26 protein-coding genes and 2 pseudogenes are annotated in these 25,095 nt (G+C 69.4%); 22 read left to right on the top strand and 6 right to left on the bottom strand.

Going from position 1 to position 25,095, the window contains the following annotated elements; genetic code table 11:
- The first annotated feature begins 1 nt into the window (after position 1).
- Genes LWC35_RS29515 through LWC35_RS29490 form a run of 6 tightly spaced genes read left to right on the top strand, consistent with a single transcriptional unit; the run spans position 2 to position 6,179 of the window.
- Positions 2–1,195, top strand: a complete 1,194-nt coding sequence (locus tag LWC35_RS29515) for an LLM class flavin-dependent oxidoreductase (protein ID WP_232873552.1) — start codon at positions 2–4, stop codon at positions 1,193–1,195.
- The gene (locus LWC35_RS29510) at positions 1,192–2,010 is read left to right on the top strand and encodes an enoyl-CoA hydratase/isomerase family protein (protein ID WP_232873551.1); all 819 of its coding nucleotides are present in this window, start codon (positions 1,192–1,194) and stop codon (positions 2,008–2,010) included. The genes LWC35_RS29515 and LWC35_RS29510 overlap by 4 nt, the downstream gene beginning before the upstream one ends.
- A gap of 12 nt (positions 2,011–2,022) precedes the next feature.
- Complete coding sequence (locus LWC35_RS29505) at positions 2,023–2,802, top strand: enoyl-CoA hydratase/isomerase family protein (protein WP_232873550.1); 780 nt, start codon at positions 2,023–2,025, stop codon at positions 2,800–2,802.
- The gene (locus LWC35_RS29500) at positions 2,795–3,295 is read left to right on the top strand and encodes a flavin reductase family protein (protein WP_232873549.1); all 501 of its coding nucleotides are present in this window, start codon (positions 2,795–2,797) and stop codon (positions 3,293–3,295) included. Before LWC35_RS29505 ends, LWC35_RS29500 begins: the two co-directional genes overlap by 8 nt.
- A gap of 47 nt (positions 3,296–3,342) precedes the next feature.
- The gene (locus tag LWC35_RS29495; RefSeq protein WP_232873548.1) at positions 3,343–5,184 is read left to right on the top strand and encodes an AMP-dependent synthetase/ligase; all 1,842 of its coding nucleotides are present in this window, start codon (positions 3,343–3,345) and stop codon (positions 5,182–5,184) included.
- 2 nt (positions 5,185–5,186) lie between these two features.
- A complete protein-coding gene (locus tag LWC35_RS29490; RefSeq protein ID WP_308194697.1) occupies positions 5,187–6,179 on the top strand; it encodes a LysR family transcriptional regulator in 993 nt (330 codons plus the stop codon).
- 313 nt (positions 6,180–6,492) lie between these two features.
- Here LWC35_RS29490 and LWC35_RS29485 read toward each other — a convergent pair whose 3' ends face one another.
- Positions 6,493–6,795 (bottom strand): putative quinol monooxygenase, encoded by a 303-nt coding sequence (locus tag LWC35_RS29485; protein ID WP_232873546.1) that lies wholly within the window; start codon positions 6,793–6,795, stop codon positions 6,493–6,495.
- 129 nt (positions 6,796–6,924) lie between these two features.
- Complete coding sequence (locus LWC35_RS29480) at positions 6,925–7,221, bottom strand: WhiB family transcriptional regulator (RefSeq protein ID WP_232873545.1); 297 nt, start codon at positions 7,219–7,221, stop codon at positions 6,925–6,927.
- Between the two features lie 234 nt (positions 7,222–7,455).
- On the opposite strand from LWC35_RS29480, the gene LWC35_RS40550 reads away from it, so the two are divergent.
- The 4 genes and pseudogenes from LWC35_RS40550 (at position 7,456) to LWC35_RS29460 (ending at position 10,915) form a co-directional block, all read left to right on the top strand.
- Positions 7,456–7,836: an STAS domain-containing protein gene (locus tag LWC35_RS40550; protein ID WP_232873544.1), complete on the top strand. Its 381-nt coding sequence runs from the start codon at positions 7,456–7,458 to the stop codon at positions 7,834–7,836.
- A gap of 243 nt (positions 7,837–8,079) precedes the next feature.
- Positions 8,080–9,252: a low temperature requirement protein A gene (locus LWC35_RS29470; RefSeq protein WP_232873543.1), complete on the top strand. Its 1,173-nt coding sequence runs from the start codon at positions 8,080–8,082 to the stop codon at positions 9,250–9,252.
- Between the two features lie 60 nt (positions 9,253–9,312).
- A pseudogene (locus LWC35_RS29465) lies at positions 9,313–9,509 on the top strand (dihydrofolate reductase family protein); the annotation flags it as partial.
- Between the two features lie 554 nt (positions 9,510–10,063).
- Positions 10,064–10,915: an aldo/keto reductase gene (locus LWC35_RS29460; protein WP_232873542.1), complete on the top strand. Its 852-nt coding sequence runs from the start codon at positions 10,064–10,066 to the stop codon at positions 10,913–10,915.
- Positions 10,916–11,809: 894 nt separating this feature from the next.
- Here LWC35_RS29460 and LWC35_RS29455 read toward each other — a convergent pair.
- Together LWC35_RS29455 and LWC35_RS29445 are read right to left on the bottom strand one after the other, a co-directional pair.
- Positions 11,810–12,751 carry a nucleoside hydrolase gene (locus tag LWC35_RS29455; protein ID WP_232873541.1) on the bottom strand — a complete coding sequence of 314 codons (942 nt, stop codon included), beginning with the start codon at positions 12,749–12,751 and terminating at the stop codon, positions 11,810–11,812.
- A 1,013-nt stretch (positions 12,752–13,764) separates the two neighbouring features.
- Positions 13,765–14,148 carry a hypothetical protein gene (locus tag LWC35_RS29445; protein ID WP_232873540.1) on the bottom strand — a complete coding sequence of 128 codons (384 nt, stop codon included), beginning with the start codon at positions 14,146–14,148 and terminating at the stop codon, positions 13,765–13,767.
- A 132-nt stretch (positions 14,149–14,280) separates the two neighbouring features.
- Between LWC35_RS29445 and LWC35_RS29440 the strand changes: the two genes are divergently transcribed.
- The 10 genes and pseudogenes from LWC35_RS29440 to LWC35_RS29400 form a co-directional block, all read left to right on the top strand.
- Positions 14,281–14,505, top strand: coding sequence for a helix-turn-helix domain-containing protein (locus LWC35_RS29440; protein ID WP_308194696.1), 225 nt, complete (start codon positions 14,281–14,283; stop codon positions 14,503–14,505).
- Complete coding sequence (locus tag LWC35_RS39690) at positions 14,447–14,572, top strand: hypothetical protein (protein WP_269805040.1); 126 nt, start codon at positions 14,447–14,449, stop codon at positions 14,570–14,572. The genes LWC35_RS29440 and LWC35_RS39690 overlap by 59 nt, the downstream gene beginning before the upstream one ends.
- 82 nt (positions 14,573–14,654) lie before the next feature.
- Positions 14,655–15,182, top strand: coding sequence for an aldehyde dehydrogenase family protein (locus LWC35_RS41080; protein ID WP_372463125.1), 528 nt, complete (start codon positions 14,655–14,657; stop codon positions 15,180–15,182).
- A 216-nt stretch (positions 15,183–15,398) separates the two neighbouring features.
- Complete coding sequence (locus LWC35_RS29430; RefSeq protein ID WP_232873539.1) at positions 15,399–15,725, top strand: hypothetical protein; 327 nt, start codon at positions 15,399–15,401, stop codon at positions 15,723–15,725.
- Entirely contained in the window at positions 15,722–16,495 is a 774-nt protein-coding gene (locus LWC35_RS29425; RefSeq protein ID WP_232873538.1) for a glutamine amidotransferase, read from the top strand. The genes LWC35_RS29430 and LWC35_RS29425 overlap by 4 nt, the downstream gene beginning before the upstream one ends.
- Before the next feature lie 12 nt (positions 16,496–16,507).
- The gene (locus LWC35_RS29420; RefSeq protein WP_232873537.1) at positions 16,508–17,536 is read left to right on the top strand and encodes a LacI family DNA-binding transcriptional regulator; all 1,029 of its coding nucleotides are present in this window, start codon (positions 16,508–16,510) and stop codon (positions 17,534–17,536) included.
- The gene (locus LWC35_RS29415; protein WP_232873536.1) at positions 17,533–18,516 is read left to right on the top strand and encodes a PfkB family carbohydrate kinase; all 984 of its coding nucleotides are present in this window, start codon (positions 17,533–17,535) and stop codon (positions 18,514–18,516) included. The genes LWC35_RS29420 and LWC35_RS29415 overlap by 4 nt, the downstream gene beginning before the upstream one ends.
- Positions 18,517–18,961: 445 nt before the next feature.
- The gene (locus tag LWC35_RS29410; protein WP_232873535.1) at positions 18,962–20,434 is read left to right on the top strand and encodes a nicotinate phosphoribosyltransferase; all 1,473 of its coding nucleotides are present in this window, start codon (positions 18,962–18,964) and stop codon (positions 20,432–20,434) included.
- 101 nt (positions 20,435–20,535) lie between these two features.
- On the top strand, positions 20,536–21,195 hold the full coding sequence (locus tag LWC35_RS29405) for an HAD family hydrolase (RefSeq protein ID WP_232873534.1): 660 nt from the start codon (positions 20,536–20,538) through the stop codon (positions 21,193–21,195).
- A gap of 223 nt (positions 21,196–21,418) precedes the next feature.
- A pseudogene (locus LWC35_RS29400) lies at positions 21,419–21,544 on the top strand (ribose-phosphate pyrophosphokinase-like domain-containing protein); the annotation flags it as partial.
- Here LWC35_RS29400 and LWC35_RS29395 read toward each other — a convergent pair.
- Positions 21,541–22,368 carry an SDR family NAD(P)-dependent oxidoreductase gene (locus tag LWC35_RS29395; RefSeq protein WP_232873533.1) on the bottom strand — a complete coding sequence of 276 codons (828 nt, stop codon included), beginning with the start codon at positions 22,366–22,368 and terminating at the stop codon, positions 21,541–21,543. The pseudogene LWC35_RS29400 and the gene LWC35_RS29395 overlap by 4 nt on opposite strands.
- A 168-nt stretch (positions 22,369–22,536) precedes the next feature.
- On the opposite strand from LWC35_RS29395, the gene LWC35_RS29390 reads away from it, so the two are divergent.
- Together LWC35_RS29390 and LWC35_RS29385 are read left to right on the top strand one after the other, a co-directional pair.
- The gene (locus LWC35_RS29390; RefSeq protein WP_232873532.1) at positions 22,537–22,743 is read left to right on the top strand and encodes a hypothetical protein; all 207 of its coding nucleotides are present in this window, start codon (positions 22,537–22,539) and stop codon (positions 22,741–22,743) included.
- A complete protein-coding gene (locus LWC35_RS29385; protein WP_232873531.1) occupies positions 22,737–23,321 on the top strand; it encodes an LOG family protein in 585 nt (194 codons plus the stop codon). Before LWC35_RS29390 ends, LWC35_RS29385 begins: the two co-directional genes overlap by 7 nt.
- 716 nt (positions 23,322–24,037) lie before the next feature.
- On the opposite strand, the gene LWC35_RS29380 is transcribed toward LWC35_RS29385, so the two are convergent.
- A complete protein-coding gene (locus LWC35_RS29380) occupies positions 24,038–25,072 on the bottom strand; it encodes a LacI family DNA-binding transcriptional regulator (RefSeq protein ID WP_232873530.1) in 1,035 nt (344 codons plus the stop codon).
- Positions 25,073–25,095 lie beyond the last annotated feature (23 nt).

Raw genomic sequence — 25,095 nt, 5'->3', positions numbered from 1 at the left:
CATGGACTTCATCCTCATGACCGAGGGCGACACGCCCGTGGGGCTCACCCACGAACACCGTTATCGCGAGCTGGTCGACGAGGTGCTGCTCGCGGAGAAGGTCGGCTTCGACGCCTTCGGCAGCTCGGAACAACACGTTGCCATCGGCACCGCGACGGTCTCGTCGCCGGAGGTGCTCTACCCGTACCTGATGGCGCTCACGGACCGGATCCGCTTCATCCACCTGGTCACGCTGCTGCCGACCCGGATGAACCACGCGTTGCGCGTCGCAGAACGCACTGCCACCGAGGACATCCTGTCCAACGGCCGCGTCGAGCTCGGTACCGGCCGCGGCAACACGACCCTCGCCCTGCGCGCCTTCGAGGTCGACCCGACCGAGAACAAGTCCCAGTGGCGCGAGGGGGTCGAGCTGATCCGTCGCGCGTTCCTCGATGACCCGTTCTCCTTCGTGGGCGAGCACTACAAGGTCCCGCCGCGCAGTCTCGTTCCGAAGCCGCTGCAGATGCCCTACCCGCCCATCTCGGCCGCGGCCGGGAGCCCGAGCTCGGTCGAGACCGCGGCGGCGATGGGCATCGGCGCCATCATGGGTGGTCTGTACCTCGGGTTCGACCTGGTCGAGAACATGCTCAAGCTTTACGACGAGACGCTGGCCGCCACGGATCACGCGTACCCGATCACCCCGCGGAAGATGGTCACGATCTCCGGCGGCATGCACTGCGCGGAGACGACCGCGCTGGCCCGCAAGCAAGCGCAACCGCTGTTCGACATGGCCAAACTGTCGACCGGCGCCTACGAGCGGCTCTCCACCCTGTCGAAGGACTACGCCTACATGGGCGCGGTGAAGGACGTCGACTTCGACAACGAGGAGTACATGTTCGAGGAGTCGCAGGGCTTCGTCGTCGGCGACCCGGACCACTGCATCGAGCACGTCCAGCGTTACGCGGACATGGGCGTCGACGCGCTTGTCCTGCGGGTGGACAGCCTCCCGCACGAGCAGCTGCTGAGGTCGATCGAGCTGTTCGGCAAGTACGTCATCCCGCGCTTCAAACACCCGCGCAACGTGGTGCGCCCGGCCGACGACGTGCTGGCCGACATCCGCGCTGCGCGCCCCGCCCACGAGGCGGCGCTGCGCGCGTTCGCGGCCACGCCGGGCTCCACCCAGAACCACGCGAACCTTTCGGAGGCTGTGCGATGAGCGATCTCTACAACCACGGATCCGGGCACGTCCTGACCGAGCGGCCCGCCGACGGCGTGCTGCTGATCACGATCAACCGCCCCGAGCGGTACAACTCGCTCCTGCTGCCGATGTTCGAGGAGATGAGCCGGATCTGGGCCGACGTCGAGCGCGACGACGAGACCCGGGTGGTCGTGGTGACCGGTGCCGGCAAGGCTTTCTGCACCGGGATGGACGTGGCCCAGCCCGATCCGACCCCGGAGGACGCTCTCGCCATTCTCGAGTCCGAGCGCAGGCGGGTCTCCACCGTCCTTCGGATCGAGAAGCCGATCATCTCGGCGATCAACGGACCCGCGGTCGGATACGGACTGTCCACCGCTCTGCTCGCCGACATCAGCATCGCCGCCGAGGACGCGGTGCTGGTCGAGGGCCACACCAAGGTCGGCGTCACCGCGGGCGACCACGCCGCGCTCATCTGGCCCCTCCTGGTGGGCATGGCGAAGACCAAGTACTACGTGCTGACCTCGGAGAAGCTGACCGGTGCCGAGGCTGAGCGGATCGGGCTGGTGAGCCTGGCGGTCCCGCGCGAGCAGGTGCTGCCACGAGCGCTGGAGGTCGCCAGCCAGCTCGCGCAGGGCTCCCAGCAGGCCATTCGGTTCACCAAGCGCGCCCTGAACGCTTGGCTCACCAACGCCGTGCCCCAGCACGAGCTGTCCGCGGCGCTGGAGATCCTGGACTTCGCGGGCGCCGACTACGCCGAGGCCCGCCAGGCCTTCCGGGAGAAGCGCCCCGTGGAGTTCCCGTCCGCCCGCACCGTCGGCGTACCGACGACTTGACCGGAGGTGAGCATGACCGCGGTCCCGCACCACACGGCCCTCGACGAGGTACGGCTGTCCGAACAGAAGGACGGCGTGGTCGTCCTCACCGTGAACCGTCCGCCTGCGAACGCACTGAGCAACGCCCTGGTCGCACGGCTCGCCACGACGATCGGCGACCTCGCACGCCGCGCCGACGCCCCCGCCCTGGTCCTGACGGGGGCGGGCGACCGGTTCTTCACCGCGGGCGGTGACGTCAAGGAAGCCGTCGGCTACGGCGTCGAGGCGATGGTCGAGCGCATGACGGCCTTCCACGCTCTGTTGGGTGCATTCGAGCACTACCCCCGCCCCCTCGTCTGCGCCGTCAACGGATGGTGCGTCGGCGGCGGGATCGAGATGACGCTGTTCGCGGACGCCGTCTACGCCTCCACCGACGCGCGGTTCGTCTTCCCCGAGATCAACCACGGGCTGCTGCCGGCGGTGAAGGGCATCCCCCGAGCCCGCCGACTGCTGGGGGACCGCGCCGCCCGCCGGCTTCTGCTCGGGGGGGAGCCGATCGACGCGTACGACGCCGAGAACCTCGGAATCGTCGACCTCGTCGTCCCCCCCGACGAGGTCCTCACCGCCGCGGTCGCCCATGCTCGGGGCGCAGCCGCGAAACCGCCCGTCGTGTACGCCGAGCTGAAGCGCACGCTCGCCGACCGGACCGAGGGCTGGTCCGACGAGGAGCAGCTCACCGCCACAGCCGCGGGGGCCAGGACGGTCTTCGAGGATCCCACCGCACGCGCGGCCCGGGAGGGTTGGAATGGCTGACCAGCGGCACGCGGTGGACCCGACGATCTTCCGGTCGGCGCTGGCGCGCTTTCCGTCGGGCGTCACGATCGTGACCACCCGCAGCGCTGCCGGAACCTGCCATGGGTTCACGGCCAGCTCGTTCGCGGCGCTGTCCCTGGATCCGCCGCTCGTCCTCGTCTGCCTGGACCGACGGGCGGACTGCTTTCCGGTGTTCATGGCAGCCGAACAGTTCGTCGTGAACATCGCGACGCCGGCGCACGCGGAGCTCGCGGTCCGCTTCGCGACCAAAGGCGCCGACAAGTTCGCCTACGAGACGTTCGAGTCCGACGAACATGGCCATCCGGTGCTGCCCGAGGCCGCGGCGGTCATCCACTGCTCGTGGGAACAGGCGGTCCCCGGCGGGGATCATGTGATCCTCATCGGACGGGTGCACGACGCTCGGACGGGCAGCGGCAAGCCCGTTGCCTGGTATCAAGGCGGCTTCCTCCACCTCGGAGACGGCGCCGCATGATCGACATGAGATGCAGGATCGTCGGCGCTGACGGAGAGGGCCTTGAGATGGAACTGACGGAGACGGAACTGACGGAGTTCGAACCGACCCGGACGCTCCCCGGACTGTTGCTCGACCGTGCCCGTTCCGAACCCGAGGCCGTCGCGATGCGCTACTGGCGCGACGGGAACGCGCAGGCGGTGACCTGGCGGACGTACCGGGACCGGGTCCGTGACGCTGCGCTCGGCCTCGCCGAGAACGGGGTACGCCACGGTGATCGCGTCGCCGTGATGAGCAGCGCGCGCCCCGAATGGATCTACGCCGCTCTTGCCGTGCAGAGCGTCGGTGGCGTCGTGATCGGGGTCTACCCGACCAACTCCCGCGCCGAGATCGAGCAACTCCTCGTCCACAGCGAAGCGGTCGGCTTCGTGGGGGAGAGCTCCACCGAGCTGGACAAGGTCGCCGCGGTCGCCGCACGCACACCCGCGCTACGCCTCGTCGTCGGGATCGACGCCGCCCCGACCGGGCTACCCGACTCGGTGACCGGCACGACCTGGGACGAGCTGAGCTCAGCGGGAGCACACCACGGAGGCGAGCCGGCCGACCGGCTCGAGGAGCTGGTCGAGGCCACGACCCTCGACGACCCCGCCGTGCTCTTCTACACCTCCGGATCCACCGGCGCCCCGAAGGGCGTCGCACACTCCCACCGCACGCTGCAGCACGCGGTCCAGACCATCATCGGGCTCTACCCGGGCATGGAAACCCGCCGCCACGACATGGTCGGGTTCCTCCCGCTCGCCCACGTGGCGCCGGCGCTGCTCCTCATCTTCACCCCGCTGCTCACCCGCCTCGTGGCCACCTACTGCCGTATGCAGGACTACGAGCAGGTGGTGCGCGCGGTGCGGCCCACGGCCCTGCTGTGGCCGCCCCGCTTCTACGAGAAGACGGCCGGCGAACTGATCGCTCGAGCGGAGTCCTGGAGGGGCATCCGGCGTCACGCCTACCGAGCGGCGATGGGAATCGGCCGGCGGATGGCCGAACGACGGTGGTCCGGTCGCCGGTCACTCGTCCTGCAGCTCGCTTACCTCGCCGCGCTCCGCGGCATGTTCCTGCCGTTGCGGGCGACCGTCGGGATGGACCGCATTCGCGTCGCCTGGACAGCCTCGGCCGCCATGCCGGAGAACCTCATGGCTCTCTGGCAGATCTGGGGCCTCGATCTCCGGGAGAACTACGGACTCACCGAGACCGCGGGCTGCCCCGTCGGACAGTTCGACCAGCCCTTCCCGCGTCCGGGCCGCATCGGCCGCGAGTTCCCCGACTCGCGCTACCGGGTGGAGATCGCCCCGGACGGCGAGATGCTGCTGAGGGCGCCGCTGCTCTTCCGGGAGTACTGGCACAACCCCGAAGAGACCGACGCCGTGCTCCAGGACGGCTGGTTCCGAACCGGAGACCTTGTCGAACGCACCGAGCACGGCGATATCCGCCTCATCGGACGTAAGAAGGACGTGATCATCACCAGCGGCGGAAAGACGATCAACCCGCAGCCCGTCGAGACCCGACTCAAAGAGAGCTCCCTGATCAACGAGGCGATCATCGTCGGCGACGGACGCAAGTACCTCACCGTGCTGTTGGAGCCGAGCGCGCTGGCCATCGGGCTCAACCCGGCTGCCCTGTCAGAACGCCTGCGGACCGAAGTCGAACAGGTCAACGCCGACCTCGCGCGCGTCCAACAGCTCAAGGCATTCCGGGTGCTGCCTCGGGCCCTCGAGACCGCGCGCGGGGAGCGGACCGCCAACGGCAAGATCAGGCGGAACGTCGTCGTGAGATCGTTCTCCTCGCTGGTGGACGAGATGTACGGCGCGAACGACGACTTCGTCATCGCCGAGCACGTGCGGTCGCGGTCGAGCTAGCGGTGGGGCTCGACGGCCCGGCCCGGCCCCTGGGCACCTTGCCCGCGGCCGGGCCACTCCCGGACCTCACGCTGCGACACCTCCGGGCCGTGCAGGCGGTCGCCGCCTCCTCCAGCTTCACCAAGGCGGCGGCAACCGAGCACATCTCCCCGTCGGTCCTCAGCCGCCGGGTCAAAGAGGTGGAGCGGCTGCTACGGGTACGTCTGTTCGAGCGGACGACCCGAAATGTCGTTCCCACCGCGGCCGGGCAGGCGTTCCTCCTCGCGACGGGGGCGGTCCTCGACGACATGGAGATCCGCCTCCGCCGGTTCATGTCGTACGCAGCCGCGGAGACCGGCACGGTCTCGGTGGCCACCCTGCCGTGCTTCGCTGCCGTCCTGCTGCCGAGCATCGTGCATGGGTTCACCCAGGATCGCCCGGATGTCACCTTCGAGATCATCGACAGCACCGCGGACGAAGTCCTCGACCGTCTGGAGGACGGCACCGTCGAGCTCGGTCTGACGACATCAGTCGATCTTCCTGACAGCTACTGCTTCAGGCCTCTCCTCGAGGAACGCTTCTACGGAGTCGCCCACCAAGGACACCACTGGTCCACGAGGCAGATGCTGTCGTGGTACGACTTTCAGCACGAAGCTGTTGTCGCGACGCGACCCGGCATCAGTATCCGTGACGATGTCGATGCCGCGTTCCGGCGCCATTCGATCTCGGTGAGCCAGCAGGTCAACGCGTCGAGTATCGCGACGATCGTGAGGCTGGTGCGGGCGGGCGTCGGCGTAGCTGCACTACCGGCCACGGACGTGCACGGCTTCGGCCTGGACGATCTCGTCGCGGTTCCTCTCGACTCCCCTGGCGCGACCCGCGTCGTGGGCATCGCCTACCACCATCCGGAGAGTCGCTCGCCGCTCGCCGCCCGCTTCCTCGAGTTCTTGTGCGCGAGCGAGATCGACCCACCAGAGGGCGTGCGCCGCATCGGGTGCGCGCCGACGTCGAGCTGAAGGAGCAGGGCGCCTCCTCGACCCTTGGCGCCGGTCACACCGCCGCCGGGCTCCCCGATGTACTGGAGAAACAAGATGAACCCCGTACGGGGCTCCGTGTCCTTCGAGCCGATGACGCCGACGGCCTACCTGGATCGTGCGGCGGCCGCGCACGGGAGCGGATCGGGGTGGTGGACGGTGATCAACGCTGACCTACGCCGAAGCGCCCGGATCGAGGGGCTGACCGCCACCGAAGCGCGTCGACCGATCGGCGACGGCCCGGCGGAGGCACGCCCTGCTGGCCCGCATCCCCGTGCGCCGGCCCGTCTCCCGGTCACGGCAGCTTCGACGCCACGACGTCGAGCTGCGCGATGTCGGGTGCCTTCGCGAACAGCTCGTCGGCCCTCGCCCCGAGCGCCTGTCCGACCTTGCCCTGCAGGTGGGCCGTGCGGCCGGCGTCGTCGGGGAAGAAGTCGACGATCGCGAACGTCGTCGGTCCGAGCTTGACGGCGAACCAGGCCACGGTGGCCGGCTCCTCCTCGACCAGCGAGCGACCGGCCTCGAGGAACTCCTCGACGTCGGCCTCCTTGCCCGGCAGTGCCTCCAGTGTCACCAGCAGTCCCACCGCGACCGACATGTCTCTCCTCAGGTTCGTTCGACCTCTGGTTCTCGATCTCTGCGAAGGTCAGCGTCGGGGGCGCGGGCGGCCGGCGCATCCGCCTGCCAGGCCGGATCTCGAGGGTGGCGTTGGGCGTGCCGGGCCGGGCTACCGCTGCCGACCACCTCGTCGTCGATGCGCAGGGTCGGCAGCAGGATCACGCCCCGCCCTGCTGGACCCGGGTTCGGCGGAGCTCCCGCGTTCGTCCGCATCGAGCCCTCCCCAGACCCCGTCGCCCGATGCGTGGAACTGGGCCCAGTGCAGGCACTCCGGCCGGACCGGACAACACTGGCAGATCGCCTTGGCCCGGGTCAGCTGACGATCGGCGAGCTTTCCGGTGCCGGTGGGGAAGAAGATCTCCGGGTCGACGTCTCGGCACGCCGCCCGATCCAGCCAGATGGTCATGGACCGATGCTCCGTCCTCGATCCGGTTCGGACCTCGGCCTGACAGTGCCAACACGAAGGCCGCGGTCGGTCCGGCAGACCTGCCGTGACATCGCCAGGAGGGCCACTGCTGCCCCGCTCGTCCAATCCGACACCGGCACGCGGGGAGGCAGTGGCGGGGACGACGGGGGCGGGGTGTCGGCGGTCGGAGGTGCCTCGGGCCGGTGGGCGGCTGGGCTGGTCGGTCGGGGTTGCGTGGCGTGGCGCGGCCTGTTGAAGTGGGTCGCACCTTGCCCGGAGGGCAGGGCTCGTTTTGCTTGCCGGGTCAAACAGCTGGCCGCCCCGACCACCGACGCCCTGGTGCTGATGTTGTTCGGGGAGATCGACCTGAGGAACTGCTTCGAGATGCAGCTCTGGGTCGAGTCGCACCGGGCCGAGCGGGTCGTGCTCGACCTGAGCTTCGTGGAGTTCATGGCTGCGTGCGGGGCTCGGCGCCTGGTCGAAGTGCAGGACACCTTCCGCCGCCGGGGCAGCGAACTGCGAGTCGTCGTGACGAACAACCCGATCCCCGATCGAATGCTGCGGCTTGCCGGCCGTTTCGAATTGTTCGATTCGGTGGTCGAGGCGTTCCGGTAGGGCCCGTTCGGGCCCGGGCGCGCGCAACAAGTGATCTCGGGCGGGGCCATGCCAGGACGAGTGGGCCTGGATCAACGAGCAGGCAGCACGTTCTGTCTCCGTGGGCGTGGAGCGGGAAGACCAGGTGCGGCGGCGCCGACACGAAGCCCGCGTCAGCCACTACCGCCCCCGCTGGGAACGACCACCGAAGTACTGAACCGCCGTTGCAGCACTATCCGGGCACCGCGGGGGAATCCCGGTGAGATGAGCGAGGAACGGGCAACACCGTCGTCCGACGAGCAGGCGCCGGACGAGGTGCAGAACCAGTCGGTCGGCACCCTGGAGCTGTTCTTCGACCTGGTCTTCGTCTACGCGATGGCCCAGGTCACCGTCCTGATCATGGCCGACGTCTCCTGGGTGGGTTTCGGTCACGGGCTGCTCGGGCTGGCCGCGGTGTGGTGGGCGTGGGTCTGTTACGCCTGGTTGACCAACACCTCGGCCCACGCGGGTCCGCTTCCTCGGGTGCTGATCTTCCTGGCGATGGCGGCGATGCTGGTCGCCGCTGTCGCGCTGCCGCAGGCGTTCGGCGCCAGAGCGCTGGTGTTCGGGCTCGCGCTCGTGGCCGTCCGCCTGATGCACGTCGTGCTGCTGGTTCTCGACGTGCGCGGCGAGGCCGCCGTGGGCGCCGCCGCGTTGCGGCTGGTCCCCACCCTACTCACCGGGCCGGCGCTCGTGGTGGCCGCGGCGTTCCTCGACTCGCCGGCCAGGGAGCTGCTGTGGATCGCAGCTGTCGTGATCGACTTCTCCGGGCCGCTCCTCGTCGGCACGGACGGTTGGCGGGTCGCGCCGTCGTACTTCGTCGAACGGCACGGTCTGGTCGTCATCATCGCGTTGGGCGAGGCGATCGTGGAGGTCGGGGCTGGGGCCGAGGAGAACCTGGCCCGGCCCGGGGTGCTCGTCGGGGTCGTGCTTGCCGTGTTGATCGCGGCCGGGTTGTGGTGGTCCTACTTCGGCTACATTCGCGCCGGTGCAGAGCGCCGGTTGCGGGGCGCCGAGGGCCAGGATCGGGCGCGGTTGGCGCGTGACTCCTACAGCTATCTGCACCTGCCGCTGGTGGCCGGGGTCGTGTTCTTCGCGCTCGGGGTGCACGAGGCGGTCGCCGGGGTGGACGAGCCCCTGCCGCTGCTGCCCGCGCTGGCCCTGGCCGGCGGGGTTGCGCTGTTCTTCGCTGCCGATGTCGGCTACCGCTGGCGGGACCACCACCAGCTGGCCACCGACCGGGTGCTCGCTGCGCTGGCCGCGGCCGCGGTCATCCCGCTCGCCATGTTCGCACCCGCGCTGGCCGCGCTCGCGACACTGACGGCCGTCTGTGTGGTCCAGACCGGATGGGAGCTCTGGCGGCGACCCGAGATCGGGCCTGTCGGCCGCTCCCACTGAGCGAAGGAGCAAGGTGGAGGGCGCAGGTCCACTGGTCAAGCCTGGCGTGCTCACGGGGCGGTCGGCGGCGCCACACTCGCCGCAGCGGCGATGCGGGCCGGGCTGATCGACGAGCACGTGCTGGCCACCGCAACGGTCTCGGTGGGCAGCGCACGCCGTTCTTGACGGCCCTGGACAGCTGGGTGAACCTGACCCTGGTGGAGACCCGGACGTTTTCCGACGGCGTGGCCCTGACCCGGTACGAGACCAGGCACTGAACGCCGCCGCACAGCACACGAGCTGCTACTCACCTCGCCGCACACTGGCCCGATCATCGACACCGGCCACCGCCACCCGCTCGTCGAGCAGCTCAGCCCCGCGCCCGAGCAGTGGACCCGCCCGCATCCGACAACGCGCCGTCGCCACCGCCGTCCTGGGCATCGACGACCACGCCGAACGCCAGCGCGGCTGGCACGTCAAGAACCCCTCGGACGAGGCCGAAGCCGCCTACTGCGCTTGCACGCCCCGCCCGCACACCTCGACCCGTGCTGGTACAGCAGGGGCTGGCGCCGGGACGCCACCGGCGGGTCGGCGTCGGTTCGCGTGCCGTGGGTGCCGGCACTCATGAGGTCTTCCCTTCCGCGGCCACGGAGCGCGGGCCGCGCCACGATGGTCCGACGACGCCGGTCCGCATGCCTCGGCCCGACGGAGCGAAGCCACGTCCCCAGGTGGACCCCGAGAGGTGGAGGCGGGTGTCCGGGGCCTGGACCAGGATGGGTGACCTACGGCAGCGGGCGCAGAACCATGTCGCCGGCGCCGGCCGGAGGTGGAGATGACCGCGAGCACGGGTATCCGCATGGTGGCGCTGCCGTCCGGTGAGCGCATCGGCGCGCTGGGCCAGGGCACCTGGTACCTCGGGGAGAACCCGGCGACGCGGGCCGCGGAGATCGCAGCCCTGCGCACCGGCCTGGACCTGGGCCTCACCGTCGTCGACACCGCCGAGATGTACGGGCAGGGCGCGGCGGAGATCCTGGTCGGCGAAGCGCTCGCGGGCCGGCGCGACGAGGTGTTCCTCGTCGACAAGGTGCTGCCGAACCACGCCACCGCGGCGGGAACGATCCGGGCGTGCCGGCAGAGCCTCGCCCGGCTCGGCACGGACCGCATCGACCTCTACCTGCTGCACTGGCGAAGTAGCGTCCCGCTCGCCGAGACCCTCGCCGGGTTCACCGAGCTGATCGACGCGGGGGCGATCCGCTACTGGGGGGTGAGCAACTTCGACACCGACGACCTGACCGAGCTGGTGAACGTGCCGGGCGGGAGCGCCGTCTCCACGGACCAGATCCTCTACAACCTCACCCGCCGCGGCCCGGAGTACGACCTGATCCCCTGGCTGCGCCGGAACCGCCTGCCGGTGATGGCCTACTCGCCGGTGGAGCAGGGCCGCCTCCTCCACGAGCCCACCCTCGCCGCGATCGCCCGCCGGCACGAGGCGACGCCCGCGCAGATCGCCCTCGCCTGGGTCCTGCGCGACGACGGGGTCATCACGATCCCGCGCTCGGGCAATCCCGAGCACGTGCGGGAGAACGCCGCCGCCCTGGACATCCGGCTCACCGCCGAGGACCTCGCCGCCCTCGACGGGGTGTTCCCGCCGCCCCGGCGCCCCGTGCCGCTCGAGGTGCTCTGAGTTCTCGAGCTGCTACGCACCTCGCAGACCGCGAGCGTCCACATCTGGCGTCTGACCAGGAACGTCGGCGAACGGACGACACTCCTCGGCCGGGCGGCACGCTGCGCGGCGAGCGCGCGGGCCCCGATGGCCTCGGAAGCCGCGCCGAGCGCCGCGTCCCGCTCGGCCAGGGCCACCCGGTCTGGCCGCCGACCTGCTCCGCCACCGTCGTCACCGCTCCAAGGAGTTCCTGCAGTGGGGTGCGGGCCGCGGCCAGCCAGGCGTCGATGTCGTCGAGTACCGCCGGGGTGACCGCGCCGTCGGCGGGCTGCAGCGACTCGACCGCGACGTAGACCGCCTCGGCGGCCTTCCAGGACAGCTCGTCGGGGCCCCAGGTCTTGCCGTCCTGGCAGTGCGCGCCCGCTTCCCGCGCCCGGTCGTGGGTGAGATGGGCGCGGCAGCGGCGGAACGCGCACAAACGCCCCTCCCCCGCCGCTGCCGGGATCTGCCCCGGCCCGGCGAGGGTTGTCATAACGCAGCCGGGCCGTCGAGCTCGCCCGGCTGGAGGTGAACGACTGACATGCGCGGCCAGATGCAGGCGCTGCCTTCCTGGTACGAGTACTTGGCAGGCATGGCGGACAGCTCGAGGGGCGGCACATCTCCACACCGAATTGGCAGCGCGGCCGCACTGCGATCGCGAAGTAGCTGGAACGATCCCATGGTCTTCAGGAGCACCGGGACGCCACCAGGGCATCCTTCCGTGATGAGGATGTCCTCGCTGCTCGTCGCAGTGATCGTCGCATGTTTGTCGCCGTCCTCGGCCCGGACACCTTCGCGCCGATCCCCGGCTGGACCGCGGCGGCGGTGTTGTTGTTCCGGGTGTCGCGGACCTGCCTCCGCAACCTGCGAACCGCGTCAGCCGAGGGCGCTCAGGAGCCGGAGGGCGTCTGCGAGCGCGACCTTCACCTCGACGTCGAGCGCGATGTCCACCAGCGGGCCGGAGGCGTCGGGCCGGCGGTCGGGTACGGTCATTCCCCGTCCAGGGCCGAGTGTGCACGCCACATTGACGCGATGGGGCGTGGTGCACAGCGTCCCGGGACGGACGGCCTCCAGCATGGCCAGCATGTCGTGCAGGGCGATCGCGTCCTGTCCGTACCGTTCACGGGTGGCCTCGCGATAGAGCGCCGCCGTGCGGACGAGGGCTGCGCACCGGGGCCCGGCCTGGCTGAGCTCGTCGAGCCACTGGTCGTCGACAGCGCAGTTCATCGTGAGGTCGAGCGGCACGAGCGTCACGGGCACCTCGGGCTGGGTGAGCACACGCTGTGCGGCCTCTGGATCGGCGTAGACGTTGAACTCGCCCGCCCCACGGGTGTTGCCCATGCCTAGAGCGCCACCCATCGCCACGATGCGCCTGATGCGCGGGGTCAGTTCGGGATGCGCAGCGAGCAGAAGTGCGGTGTTGGTCAACGGGCCCAGGCAGGCGATCGTGACCGGGACAGACGACTCCCGCAGGACGCTCACCATGAGGTCGAGGGCGGGACGGGGGTCGGCGGGCCCGGGCTCCCCGAAGGTGCTCGAGTGCATGCCAAGGCCATCGGCGCCGTGCCATTCCGGCGCGACCTCAGCCTGCACGTGTACCAGTGGCCGCGCTGCCCCGGCGGCCACGGGCACGTCAGTACGCCCCGCAAGGGCGAGAATCCGCCGGGCGTTGACGAACGTTTTGTCCAAGGCGACATTGCCATACGAGGCCGTGACGGCACGGACGTCACAATTGGTGCTGGACAACGCCAGGAGGATCCCAAAGGCGTCGTCCACGCCGGGGTCAGTGTCAATGATCAGCGGACTGGGGGTTGGCACGGTCGCCTCCTCGATTCATTCGTTGCACGGCAATGCCAGCTCGGCGGAGGCCAAGGACATGGCCGGGAACGAGAACGCACACCTTCGCCAGGGCCTCCACGAACTTGCCGACGTGCCGCAGCGACTGCTCGCCCAACTCTCCGAGAGGTGCGGCATTCGACGGCTGGACCAACTCCTGCTGAATCGGAATCCCCTTCCGTCGGCCCGGTCCGCCAGGCGCCTATGGCTGACGTCAAGCTTGACCAGGCGGTGCACGGGCCGATTTCGCCCCTGGTGCGGGGAGGCGCGCATACCTGGACTAGAAACGTTTCAGCCACAGCTTACGGGCTGGCTTGCCAGTGGTCAACACTGTCGATCGAGCCCGTGTGACCAAAGAGCCCTGCATCTCAGGCACAGTGTGCCCGTGACGGACTGCCAGAGCGGCGCATCTGCAGGTGAGACGAGCCGTTCAGCTGGGAACCTGACCAGGTACCGCCAATCTCCGGATCAACTCCTGACGTCGTCGCGCCTCCCCGCGCCCACCCTCGCTACGGGATGCCTGGCGGACAACCGTGTTCAACGAGAGGAAGAGAAAGGATTCTACAATACGCCTCTTCCGAAGCTGTGCAGCAGAAGAGTCTTTGTCGTGCCGAAACGTCCCCAGGCCTCGGAGCGGGCACAAGATCCCGTTCCTCGGCTGTTCCTGACGCGCGGCACGACCTGGGTACCCCGCGAGCACGGCATCATCGACGCGCTGGGCGACGCCGATCCCCCGGTCGCCGACACCGCCTACCAGGGCGCCGCCCCAACCCGACACCGGCCGCAACCGACGCCTCGCGCAGCCAAGAGGACGTCACCGCCGCGCACGCCCGCCGCCGCGGCCCCGGCGAGCGGGTCGACGCCGAGCTGAAGAACCGGAAGATCCTGCGCAAGATCCGCTCCGGCCCCTGCCGGCCCGCCGATCTCATCGCCGCAGTTCACACTCTCGTCATTGGCCGCCGCAACTGGCAGTGCGTGATCAGGTCGGCACGGGCTCACCGACTGTCGGAGTCTGCCTGGCGTTGTCCTCTTTGCGGGTGCGCGCCGAGGTGGACCACGGTGGTGTCGGTGTCTCGTTGGTCCTGCAGGGCCACCACACCCTCGGCGTCGCTGCCCACCGGTTTGGCGGCGCCTTCGAGCACCTCCCCGACGGTCCGCACCACCTTGGGCAGCGCGCTGTTGGTCAGCGCCTTGAACATTGGCACGGCCGCAATGAACACGGCCAGTGGCGGCTCGATCAGGCCGAGTCCCACGGCCGCGGCCAGCCCGGCGAAGTATCCGACCGAGCGGGGCACGTCCACGGTCAGCCCGCCCATCTCGATGGTCAGTACGTTGCCCGGTTCGCCGATCCGGATCTCCATCAGGCTCGTGGTCGCCATGCCGATCATTCCCTTCCGCGGGCACCAGTCCCGCGGCGTACCCTGCGTGAGCTCTTCCAACCTGCCGGGCAGCTTGCTCGGCGAGCTGGGACTCGGTGGTGGCGACCGAGCGCCGGGCAGCAGGCCCTGCTCGTGGTGGCGCATCTGCGCGAGGGCGAGACCTACGCTGACCCCGCCGCCGGATTCGACATCGGCACGACGACGGTGTTCCGGTACATCACCGAAGCCGTCGAGAATTGTTGGCCACGCCCGTCCCGAGCCCGCGCAAGGCGATCGCGGTCGCGGTGCGCAAGGCCTCGTGATCCTCGACGGCACCTTGCTGCGCATCGACCGAGTCGGCATCGGGCCGGGCCGTGATCGGCCATATCTCGCCGGCAAACACAAGTGCCGCGGCGTGAACGTGCGCGTCGCCGACCCCGCCTGACGGTTTATCCGGGCTTCACGCGCCCGCCCCGACATGGGGCCGCCAGCGGGCACCGCACAGCGGATACTCCGTAGGGCCGACGATCATCGCGAATGTCACGGACGACATGCAGATCGCCCAGGAGGAGATCTTCGGCCCGGTCATCACGACCACCCACCTACCGCGACGAGGACGAGGCCGTCGAGATCGCCGACGACACGATCACGGCCTGTCGGGCTTCGTGTCCTCGACCGACCAGGAACGGGCCCGCGCCATCGCCCGCCGGATGCGGACCGGCATGGTGCACCTCCACGGCGCGGGGCTGGACTTCGCCGGCGCGTTGGCGACTACAGGCAGTCGGGCGACGGCTCGAGTACACCGACTCGGGTTGCGGGAGTTGCCGGAGATCAAGTCGATCTCGGGTACGGCGCCGGTCTCGAGGACCGGACGGGTGGGCTCGCCGCACGGACGGGCCCACCAGTCGCGCTCCGGCGCTCACCGGCGCGGAGTGCTACTCCAGGATCCGCCCGGCAGTCGTGGCTCCTCTACGGCAGTCGGGGCGGGCCTGTCGGTAGGTGGGTGGGGACTCGGTTCGTGGCGAAGCGTCCATCCGTACTGGAATGGTTTCTAGGCGCTGCGTCTCACCTTGCAGGGTTGACCACAGGCCTGCGCGGCGGGCTACTATAGAAACGAATCCAGTACCCGTCGGGCCCCACCTGCTCTCGTCGGCAGCGAGCAGCTGGCGGCGCGCTCTCCCGCGGGTCTCCCAAGGCCTTCGACATGGAAGGGGTGAGGCATCGTGACGGAGTATGACCCCGGCGCCCCCGACGCACGCCGATTTCCACGGGTGACCGTGCCCGACGACGTCGACAAGATGCCGCGGCTGACGTTCAACACCGGCATCACCACGAACATCTTCCAGTCTCGTGAGCGGGACGACGCCCGGTACCCCCGGCACGGCTACTGCTACGGCGAGCCGGACCACCTGCCCTACCACTGGGACCAGGAGGACCTCGACGAGACGCACTACGTGCTCTCCGGGAAGATCCACTCCATGGTCGAGGACGCGGCTGGTCGCACGATCGTCCTCGAACCCGCGCGGGGCGAGCACATCCACCTTCCCGCGGGCTACAAGCACACGCTGCCGGCCCATGTCGGGGATCGGGTCCTGTGAGCGCGGAGACGCAGGGACCGCTGCGCGTACTGTTCGCCGGCGAGTCGTGGATCAAGCACACGATCCACATGAAGGGCTTCGACCAGTTCCACAACACAGAGTACGAGGAAGGCGCCGGTGAGTTCCTGGCCGCGCTCGACCGCGAAGGCCTCGAGGTCACCTACGTCCGTGGCCACGAGATCTCGTCGAAGTTCCCCAAGTCGGCGCAGGAGTTGCAGCAGTTCGACGCGGTCGTCCTCTCCGACATCGGTTCGAACTCGTTCCTGCTGCCCGACGAGACCTTCCTGAGATCCGAGCGCAGCCCAAACCGGCTCGCGCTGCTGCGGGACTGGACGCGGGCAGGCGGGGGCCTGGTGATGATCGGCGGCTACATGTCCTTCACCGGGATCGACGGCAAGGCAAGGTTCGGGATGACACCGCTGGCTGACGTGCTGCCGGTGCGGATGCTCGACCACGACGACCGGGTCGAGGAGTCCGAGGGCGTCAAGGCGGAGTTCGACGCACCCGCCCACCCGGTTCTGGGCGGCACCCCCGCGGAGTGGCCGCCGCTGCTCGGCTACAACCGGGTCACCGCGAAGCCGGATGCGACGACGATCGCGCGAGCCGGAGACGACCCGCTCCTGGTGGTGGGCCCAGCTGGCGAGGGCCGCGCCGTCGCGTTCACCTCGGACCTCGCGCCTCACTGGGCTCCGCCCGAGTTCGTGGGATGGTCCCACTATCAGAAGCTGTGGGCGTCCATCCTGACCTGGGCGGCTGGCGCCCGGACCTAGGAGGTCACTGCCGTGGTGGCACGCCGTCGGCCGACGATGAAGGACGTCGCCGAGCACGCGAACGTTTCGATCAGCACGGTCAGCTACGTGCTGAACGGCAGCGGGCCGGTCGCCCCCGAGCGCCGCAACCGGGTGCTCGACGCGATCCGCCTGCTCGACTACTCGCCCAACGAGTCGGCGAGGAGCCTCAAGCGACGTTCGGCGTCGACCGTCGCCATGGTGATCCCCGACCTGACCAACCAGTTCTTCGCCATGGTGGCCGAAGGAGTGCAGCGAGCGGCCTCGGCCGTCGACGTCCTGGTCGTGCTGGTCGTCCCGGACGCCACGGAAGTCCCGGAGGAGAACTACGCCAAGTTGCTGCGCAGCCAGCGGGTCGACGGCGTGATCTATCTGTCCGGGACCGGGAGCATGCCGGCGGCCATCTACGACCTCGCTCGTTCCGGGCCGGTGGTCCTGGTGGACGAGCAGATCCCGGGCCGGGACCTGCCCGCGGTCGTGTGCAACTCCCGTCGGGGCGCGCGGGAGGTCGCTGCCCACGTCCTCGCGCAAGGGCACCGCAAGCTCGCGGTGATCGGCGGGCCCCCGGCGCTGTGGACCGCCCAGCAGCGGCTCGCGGGATATCGGGAGGCGTTCGCCGGGGCCGGCATCGACCCCGACGAGGTTCCTGTCTACGCCGGCGACTACCGGCAGGAGTCCGGAGTCACCGCGGCCGCGCGGATCCTGGCGGAGCCGGCCGACAAGCGCCCGACTGCCCTGATCTGCGCCAACGATCTCATGGCGATCGGGGTGATCGAGTGCCTCAAGGCGAACGGGCTGAGCGTGCCACAGGACATGAGCATCGTCGGCTTCGACGACCAACCGATATCCCGCCTGCTGACCCCTAGGCTCACCAGCGTCCGCCAGCCGGCACACGACATGGGCTTCAGAGCAGCGAAGATGCTGTTCGACCTGCTCGACGGCAAGGACGGCCACGGCGCCGACCAGCTGCCCGCCATCGTGCAGATCCGCGACAGCGTCTGCCCACCGAAGGAGGACTCGTGAGCGGCACCGACGTCGTGGTGATCGGCGCGGTCAACGTCGATCTGGTCGTGGCTGCTCCACGACTTCCGGCGCCCGGCGAGACCGTGGTCGGGCCAGGCGTACACCGCCACGGAGGCGGTAAGGGCGCCAACGCCGCTGTGGCAGCTGCCCGGGCCGGCGGCCGGGTGTACTACGTCGGGGCAGTGGGCGACGACGACCTGGGCCTTGCCGCGCTACGGGAACTGCAGGACGACCACGTCGACGTCACCCATGTCGAGATCATCGCCGACGCGCCGACCGGAGCGGCGCTGATCGTGGTCAACGACACCGGCGAGAACCAGATCGCGGTCGGTGCCGGGGCCAACAACGAGGTCACCGCCGCTCACGTGCACGACGCCCTCGGCCGGCGGTTGACCACGGCAGGCATCGTGCTGGTCAGCACGGAGATCCCTGGCGAGGCGGTCGCCGCCGCGGTGCGCGCGGCTCACACTGCCGGCGTCCGCTGCATCCTGAACCCGGCACCGGTCATTCCCAACCTGGCCGATTTGCTCAAGCTCGGCCCCCTGATCACACCCAACGCCGGCGAGCTACTGGCTCTCGCCGAGGCCGCGGGCGTCGATCACGCCGTTCATGCCGAGCAGGCAGAGCAGGCTCCAGGGGCCGCGCGGCCGAGCTTCGCCGCGATCCTTGGCTGCGGCAGAGCGATGGCCGAGCTGACCGGGTCGGAGGTGGTGGTGACCCTCGGTGGGGACGGAGTCCTCGTGATCGCCCCCGACGGGAAGACCGAGCACCTGTTACCCCATCACGTGATCGTCCGGGACACCACCGGCGCCGGCGACACCTTCAACGGCGTCCTTGCGGCGGGCCTCGCCAGCGGCCACGCCCTTCCCGAGGCCGCACGTCGTGCCAACGCCGCCGCAGCGATGTCCGTGCGGAGTGAAGGGGCTCGTGGAGGCATGCCCGCAGCGCGGGCGGTCGACGCGTTCCTGACCTCGGGCTGACCGCTCCTCAAGACTTGTCACACGTGCACACCCGCTTCTGCCTAGAAACGATGGCATTGCCGATGAGGGCGTGTCGAACCGACAGCCCGACCCGCTTCCCCCGGCCTGTGCCTCTGGGGCTCGACCGTGCCCCGGCAGCGGGAAGGGACGAACAGGGCGTCGAGCAGGCCGGGAAGCTCCGACGAAGGGGGCAGCCTCTGGTTCGGCGGAGTCGGCCAGGCGCGCCCGCTCGTGCGCCGAACGGCGCACAATCTGGGCCGAGGTGCGTTGACGGTCACAGTAGAAACGTTAAAATCTTGTTGCTGGGAAGGCCGACCTCTGGTGACCAGCCAGGCGGATGCGCAAGGGTGCATGTCCGCGTAGAACCTCGGTTTCACGCACCCCATGCCCGCCCGTGCCGGCTCCGGCAAACGCGGCAGGTCGGTAGAAACGACTCTCGTGGAAGGTGAACGAGCCGATGGGCTACCTCGACAACCTGATCATCAACACCGACAACTACAAGCACTGCCACTACCCGCTCTACCCCCCGGGCACCGAGTACGTCTCGAGCTACATCGAGTCGCGTGGTGGCGAGTGGCCGGTCGTGCAGTTCGTCGGCCTTCAGGCGTTCCTGCGGGAGTACCTGATGCGCCCGATCACCCTCGAGGACATCGACGAAGCCGAGTTCGTCGTCCGCGAGCAGGGGATGCACTTCAACCGTGAGAACTGGCTGGGCATCCTCAACGACCACGACGGCTTCCTGCCCGTCGAGATCGAGGCCGTCCCCGAGGGCACGGTCCTCCCGGCCCGCAACGTGCTCGTCCAGGTGATCAACACCGACCCGAAGTACTTCTGGGCCACCAGCTTCTTCGAGACCGCGCTGCTGCGGGCGGTCTGGTACCCGAGCACGATCGGTACGGTCAGTTGGCTGTCCAAGATGGTGATCAGGGAGGCGCTCGCACGGACCTCGGACAACCCGCAGCTGATCCGCAACATCCTGCACGACTACGGTGCCCGCGGGGTCAGCTCCCAGCAGTCCGCGGCCCTCGGCGGCCTGGCGCACCTGGTCAACTTCGACCAGTCCGACACGGTGCCGGGCATCCTCGCCGCGAAGCGCTTCTACAACGCCGGCAAGGTCTCCAACTCCGGACCGAACTCCGAGCACGCCGGCTTCTGCGCCTGGGGCCGCGAGCACGAGGTCGACGCCCTGCGCAACATGCTCGACGTGTACGCCCCCGAGGGCGTCGCGCTGCTGCTCACCGACACCTACGACCACGAGAACTGCGTCAAGAAGATCATCGGGATCGAGCTCAAGGAGCAGATCCAGAACTTCCCCGGCCTCGTGGGCATCCGCCCCGACTCCGGCGACATCGTCCAGGTCACCGCCGACACCACCGAGTGGCTCATGGACGCCTTCGGCTACGAGGTCAACTCCAAGGGCTTCAAGGTCCTGCCCCCGTTCATTCGGGTCGTGCAGGGCGACGGCGTGAACTTCCACAGCCTCCCGCAGGTCTACATGGAGCTCGAGCGCCGAGGCCTGGCCGCCGACAACGCGGTCTTCGGCATGGGCGGTGGCCTGCTGCAGCACTGGAACCGCGACACGATGAACTTCGGCCAGAAGGCGTCCGCGGTGTGCGTGAACGGCGAGTGGCGCGACATCGCCAAGTCGCCGACCGGCGCCTCGTTCAAGGCGTCGAAGAAGGGCCGGCTCGCCCTCAAGTACGAGGACGGCGTGTACACCACTGTGCCGAAGGGTTCGATCCCCGAGTCGGAGAACGTGCTGCAGCCGGTGTTCCGCAACGGCAAGCTGCTCAAGAAATGGGACTTCACCGAGCTGATCGCCCACGCCGAGCGCGAGGTCCCCGAGTCCTACTACATCGAGCACGTCGGGCAGATGCGCACCGTGTCCGACGAGACGGCCGTGACCGCCCGGCCCTGACCAAGGCCCTCTGCGGTGCGAACCACCGCAGGTCGAGGTGCCGTCGTGGCGTACCCCCCGGGCCACGACGGCACCACCCCGGATAGGAGACCTCACACCCGATGGCCGCCACTCACCTGCACGTCTTCGACATGGACGGAACGCTTCTCCGGGGCGCTGCCTCGGTCGAGCTGGCCAGGCACCTCGGCACGTTCGAGGCCGCCGACCGGATCGAACGTGCGTGGGTTCGCGGCGAGATCAGCGACGTCGCCTTCTGGGAGCAGATGCTTCCGCTGTGGGCCGACGTCAGCGAGGAGGAGATCGACGCTGCGTTCGCCGCGTCGGCTTGGATCGACGGCGTGCGCGAAGTGTTCGCCGACATCCGCGACCGAGGTGAGTACGTCGCGGTCGTCTCGCAGTCCCCGCACTTCTTCGTGCGCCGGTTGGAGGGCTGGGGTGCCCACCGAACCTTCGGCTCGGACATCGTCCCCGGCGGTCCCACACATCAGGGTCGGCTGCTGACTCTTCAGCACAAGGTCGACATCACCCTGGGTCTGCTCGAGGAGTTCGGGCTCACCGAGCAGGAGTGTGTGGCCTACGGCGACTCGACCTCGGACACGCTGCTGTTCGAGCACCTCCCCCACACGGTGGGGGTGAACTGCAGCGCGGCCCTGCGCGAACGCGCGGCCGTGTGCTTCACCGGCGACGACATCCGCGGCGCCTACGCCCTGGGCCGCCAGCTTCTCGACGGCGCGACCACCCCCTGCGAGTACGCGCAATGACCGCTGGCACCTCCGTCGATCCCCCTGCCGCCACGAGCATGCGCCTGGGTCACGACAAGCGCCTGATGTTGTTCTCCGAGCGCGCCAATCCCGGCTTGGCCACGGCGATCACCCACCCGCGGGGCGTCGAGCCCGGGCCCGTCGCCGTGAAGACCTTCTCCACCGACGAGGTCTATCGCTTCGACGGCTCCATCCGGACACGGACGTCTTCATCATCCGACCCGTGTGCGGCAACCCGGCCACGGGCGTCAACGCCACCGACGCTCTGCTGGAGCTGCTGGTGATGATCGACGCGGCAGTGGGCGCCGGCGCCCGCCGGGTCATCGCCGTCACCCCCTGGTACGGCTACTCCCGCCAGGACGAGAAGTCCGCGCCTCGCGAGCCGATCTCTGTCCGCCTGGTCGCGCGGAGGTGGTCCTTGAGCCACGCGTCGAACTCGGTGGCCACCACCCGCTCGCCGGAGACGCCGTCCGAGTCCGCGGAGGAGAGCCAGCGAACGGGTTCCTCCATGATCGCCGGGTCCAGCAGGGCGTCACGGACCGCCGCGGGGACGTCGTCGGGGATCATCCCGGTGACCGTCGCGCCACCGGGCAGCAGCATGTTGACGGTGACACCGTGGTCGGCGAGGTCCGCAGCCATGATCGCGGACAGCGACTCGGCCCCGGCGCGGGACGGCCCGTACGGGACGAAGCCCCTGCGCCGCATGGTCTCGTGGTTCATCGAGATGTTGATGATCTTGCCGTGGCCCTGCTCGACGAAGCGGGGGGCAACGGCGCGGGCGACGAGGAAGTACCCCGTGAGGTTGGTGTCGACGACCTCCCGGAAGCCGTCTGCGGCGACCTCCCAGAAGGGCTGCGGTTCGCTGAGGAAGCGGGGGTTGACGTGTCTCATCCCCAGGCCCGCGTTGTTCACCAGGACATCCAGCCCGCGCAGCCTCTGGACCGCCTCGTCGACGCCGCGGCGCACCGACGCCTCGTCGCGCACGTCCATGACGATCCCGTCGATCGAACCGGGGCACCCGGACAGGGTGGAGACCGCTCCGCGTACGCGGTCCGTGTCACGGCCCGTGACCAGCACGCGGGCGCCGCTGTTGACGAGACCCCGCGCCATCGCCAGGCCGAGACCGCTCGTCCCTCCGGTGATGAGCACCCGGACACCTGCCACATCGGGCATTGACGACCTCCTACAGTGCCGGCCGCGGTGGACGGGACCCTCGCGGGTGCGTCCGGTTCGCGGGACCGTGCCCCACTTACTCTAGGCCCCGGATGCTGGAGTCGACCGGGTTCTGGCGACGGACCTGCAGGCCAGCTGCGGGGGTTCTCCTTCCGGCCCGCCGATCACATGACGTCGCTGATGATGCTTGTCGATCACTTCGCCGGCCTCGACGACGTGCGCGGCAGGACCGCGATCACCATCGACACCGCCGGGACCCTGCGCGCAGCCGGCGATGCCGTCATGGGGGCCAAGGCGAACCTGCACCGGACGGCCATGACCAAGCACCAGTCATTGCTGGACGCAAGCGGCACCGAAGGAGCGAGAAGATGGTAGCGATCAACAGCCTGTGTGTGTTCTGCGGATCGAACACCGGCAGGGCAAGCGGTTATGTCCACGCCGCACGAGAGCTGGGACGCCTCCTCGCGAAAGAGCGCGTCACGCTCGTGTACGGCGGCGCCAGCGTTGGAACAATGGGCGTGCTCGCCGATGCCGTCCTCGACGCCGGCGGATCAGCGATCGGAGTCATTCCCGAGCACCAGGTCGGTGAGGAGATCGCCCACACAGGCCTCACCGAGCTGCACGTCGTCGAGTCCATGCATGAACGTAAAGCAAAGATGGTGGAACTCTCTGACGGCTTCGTGGCGCTACCGGGTGGGTTAGGCACACTCGAGGAGTTCGCCGAGGCTCTGACCTGGTCACAGCTCGGACTGCACACCAAGCCGACAGGCCTACTCAACACAGCCAGTTACTACCAGAAGTTCCTCGAATTTCTCGACCACGCCGTAGGTGAGGGATTCATCCGTCCAGCCGATCGAAGCCTCGTTCTCGACGGAGTCGAGCCCGAGACGCTACTTGACGCACTTCGTCGTTGGGAGCCACTGGATGACCAGCGCTGGAAGCCGGTGGAATAGCAACTGCGATCACGTCACGGCGGAACTCCTTCGGGACGGCTTGGCGCCATGTCGGTCCTTTCAGCGAGGAGCACGTCCTCACAGGCCAGGCGGCAACCGAACCCTGGGCAGTCCCAGCGCTTCCACCAGGCCGTGTCGGCGACATCGAGATCGCTGGCGCGACGATGTCGCTTTCCGCCGGGCTCGACGTGGCCGTGTACGTCGAGCCCGGGAAGCTCCTCCGCGGATGCCCTCACCCTGCTCACGAGTTGTGCGGCCACCGTCGAGAGCGAGTACCCGGCCGCGCCAGGACGATCAGCGTCCCACTGAATCGCTCACAGGGGCGGTGGCACGTGGCCACCGCCTCCACGCCCGGCAGGATCCGCAGCCGCGTGATGCGCGCCGCCGCGAGCGCCGCGAAGGCCAGGGCGCTGGGGTTCACGACGTAGTTCTGGAACACGTTCTCGGTGATCTCGACGCCCTCAGAGCCGAGCCGCTCGCAGCGTCGACAATGTCCGGCGTGTCCTGCAGGAGCTCACCCCGGGGACGGCCTTGCCCGGGCAGAAGAAGGGTGCGTCGTCGCTCAGAACTCGAGTGCCACGTCATCTCCCCTCGACAACGGGAGGCATAAACGTTTCTAGAAGCTGAACGAGCAACGGTCTCCCCCGGCGCCGGCAGCCGGTCGGTGTGCACCACGAGGTCGACGTTCACCGCGCCGACCACCACCACCCGGAGCGTCATCCGTCCACCGCCGGTGGACACACGGACTCCCGCACCTGGACGACGGCGGGGAGCTCGCCGATCGCGCCGGACTCGCCCTTCTCCAGCAGGTCAAACAGAGCCGACGCCGCCCGGAAGCCCATGTCGTGCGCGGGCTGACGGACGGTGGTCAACCGCGGCGTGAGCAACGCGGAGACCGGGAGGTCGTCGAAGCCGACGACACTCACGTCCTGCGGCACCCGCAGCCCCGCCTCGCGACAGTGCTCCATCGCCCCGATCGCCATCAGATCGTTCATGCAGATCAGCGCGGTCGGCCGTGGCTCGGCGGCCAGAGCCTTCGCCGCGAGCTCGCGTCCGGACTCGTGCCGATAGTCCCCGGCGAACACCGGCACCGAGTCGGGGTCCAGCCCGGCCCCGGCGAACGCCTCCCGGTACCCGGCCAGCCGCTGCTGGGCCGTCCACAGACCGGGCGGCCCCCCGATCACAGCTACCCGGCGATGCCCCTGCTCCATCACGAGCGCCGCGACCTCCCGCGCCCCCTTGCGCGCCTCGCACACCACCGCGGGCAGGTCCAGGCCCGGGATCTGCTCGTCGACCAGCACGACCGGCCCGGAGCGCGCCAGCTCGTAGACCGACGCCGGCATCGAGCCGGTCCCGGACAGGTAGATCACGCCGTCGATGCGCTGGCTGCGCAGGAGCTGTGCCTGCTTCTCCTCCGGCAGCTCGGACGCGTCCGGCACCACCAAGACCACCAGGACGTCCCGAGCCGAGGCGGCCCGCTGCACGCCCTCGGTGACCATCGCGAAGAACTGGTTGGTCAACTCGGGCACGATCATCCCGATCGTCGCCGCGCCGCGCCGCTTGAGGTTGCGGGCGGACTCGTTGGGCGAGTACTCGAGGATCCGCACGGCATCGAGCACCCGGTCCCGCCGCTCCGGGGCGACCGGGCCGGAGTCGTTGAGCACATAGCTCACCGTGCTCACAGACACCCGGGCGTGCTCGGCCACGTCCTTCATCGTCGGCCGCCTACGCCTGCGGTCGGACTGCGTCACGTCACGTCACCTCGGACTCTCAG

The organism is Pseudonocardia kujensis (genome assembly GCF_021283305.1).
GTDB classification, from domain to species: domain Bacteria; phylum Actinomycetota; class Actinomycetes; order Mycobacteriales; family Pseudonocardiaceae; genus Pseudonocardia; species Pseudonocardia kujensis.
The sequence above is the reverse complement of the archived record's forward strand: the minus strand, read 5'-3'. Positions and strand labels throughout refer to the sequence as shown.

What these genes read in the sequence shown, in the direction of transcription:
- LWC35_RS29515 (WP_232873552.1), top strand. Translation starts at nt 2, where the DNA reads ATGGACTTCATCCTCATGACCGAGGGCGACACGCCCGTGGGGCTCACC.
- LWC35_RS29385 (WP_232873531.1), top strand. Translation starts at nt 22,737, where the DNA reads ATGGTAGCGATCAACAGCCTGTGTGTGTTCTGCGGATCGAACACCGGC.
- LWC35_RS29480 (WP_232873545.1), bottom strand. Translation starts at nt 7,221, where the DNA reads ATGACCATCTGGCTGGATCGGGCGGCGTGCCGAGACGTCGACCCGGAG.
- LWC35_RS29500 (WP_232873549.1), top strand. Translation starts at nt 2,795, where the DNA reads ATGGCTGACCAGCGGCACGCGGTGGACCCGACGATCTTCCGGTCGGCG.
- LWC35_RS29395 (WP_232873533.1), bottom strand. Translation starts at nt 22,368, where the DNA reads ATGCCCGATGTGGCAGGTGTCCGGGTGCTCATCACCGGAGGGACGAGC.
- LWC35_RS29445 (WP_232873540.1), bottom strand. Translation starts at nt 14,148, where the DNA reads ATGGCGACCACGAGCCTGATGGAGATCCGGATCGGCGAACCGGGCAAC.
- LWC35_RS29495 (WP_232873548.1), top strand. Translation starts at nt 3,343, where the DNA reads ATGGAACTGACGGAGACGGAACTGACGGAGTTCGAACCGACCCGGACG.
- LWC35_RS29405 (WP_232873534.1), top strand. Translation starts at nt 20,536, where the DNA reads ATGGCCGCCACTCACCTGCACGTCTTCGACATGGACGGAACGCTTCTC.
- LWC35_RS29510 (WP_232873551.1), top strand. Translation starts at nt 1,192, where the DNA reads ATGAGCGATCTCTACAACCACGGATCCGGGCACGTCCTGACCGAGCGG.
- LWC35_RS29470 (WP_232873543.1), top strand. Translation starts at nt 8,080, where the DNA reads ATGAGCGAGGAACGGGCAACACCGTCGTCCGACGAGCAGGCGCCGGAC.
- LWC35_RS29505 (WP_232873550.1), top strand. Translation starts at nt 2,023, where the DNA reads ATGACCGCGGTCCCGCACCACACGGCCCTCGACGAGGTACGGCTGTCC.
- LWC35_RS29460 (WP_232873542.1), top strand. Translation starts at nt 10,064, where the DNA reads ATGACCGCGAGCACGGGTATCCGCATGGTGGCGCTGCCGTCCGGTGAG.
- LWC35_RS29485 (WP_232873546.1), bottom strand. Translation starts at nt 6,795, where the DNA reads ATGTCGGTCGCGGTGGGACTGCTGGTGACACTGGAGGCACTGCCGGGC.
- LWC35_RS29390 (WP_232873532.1), top strand. Translation starts at nt 22,537, where the DNA reads ATGACGTCGCTGATGATGCTTGTCGATCACTTCGCCGGCCTCGACGAC.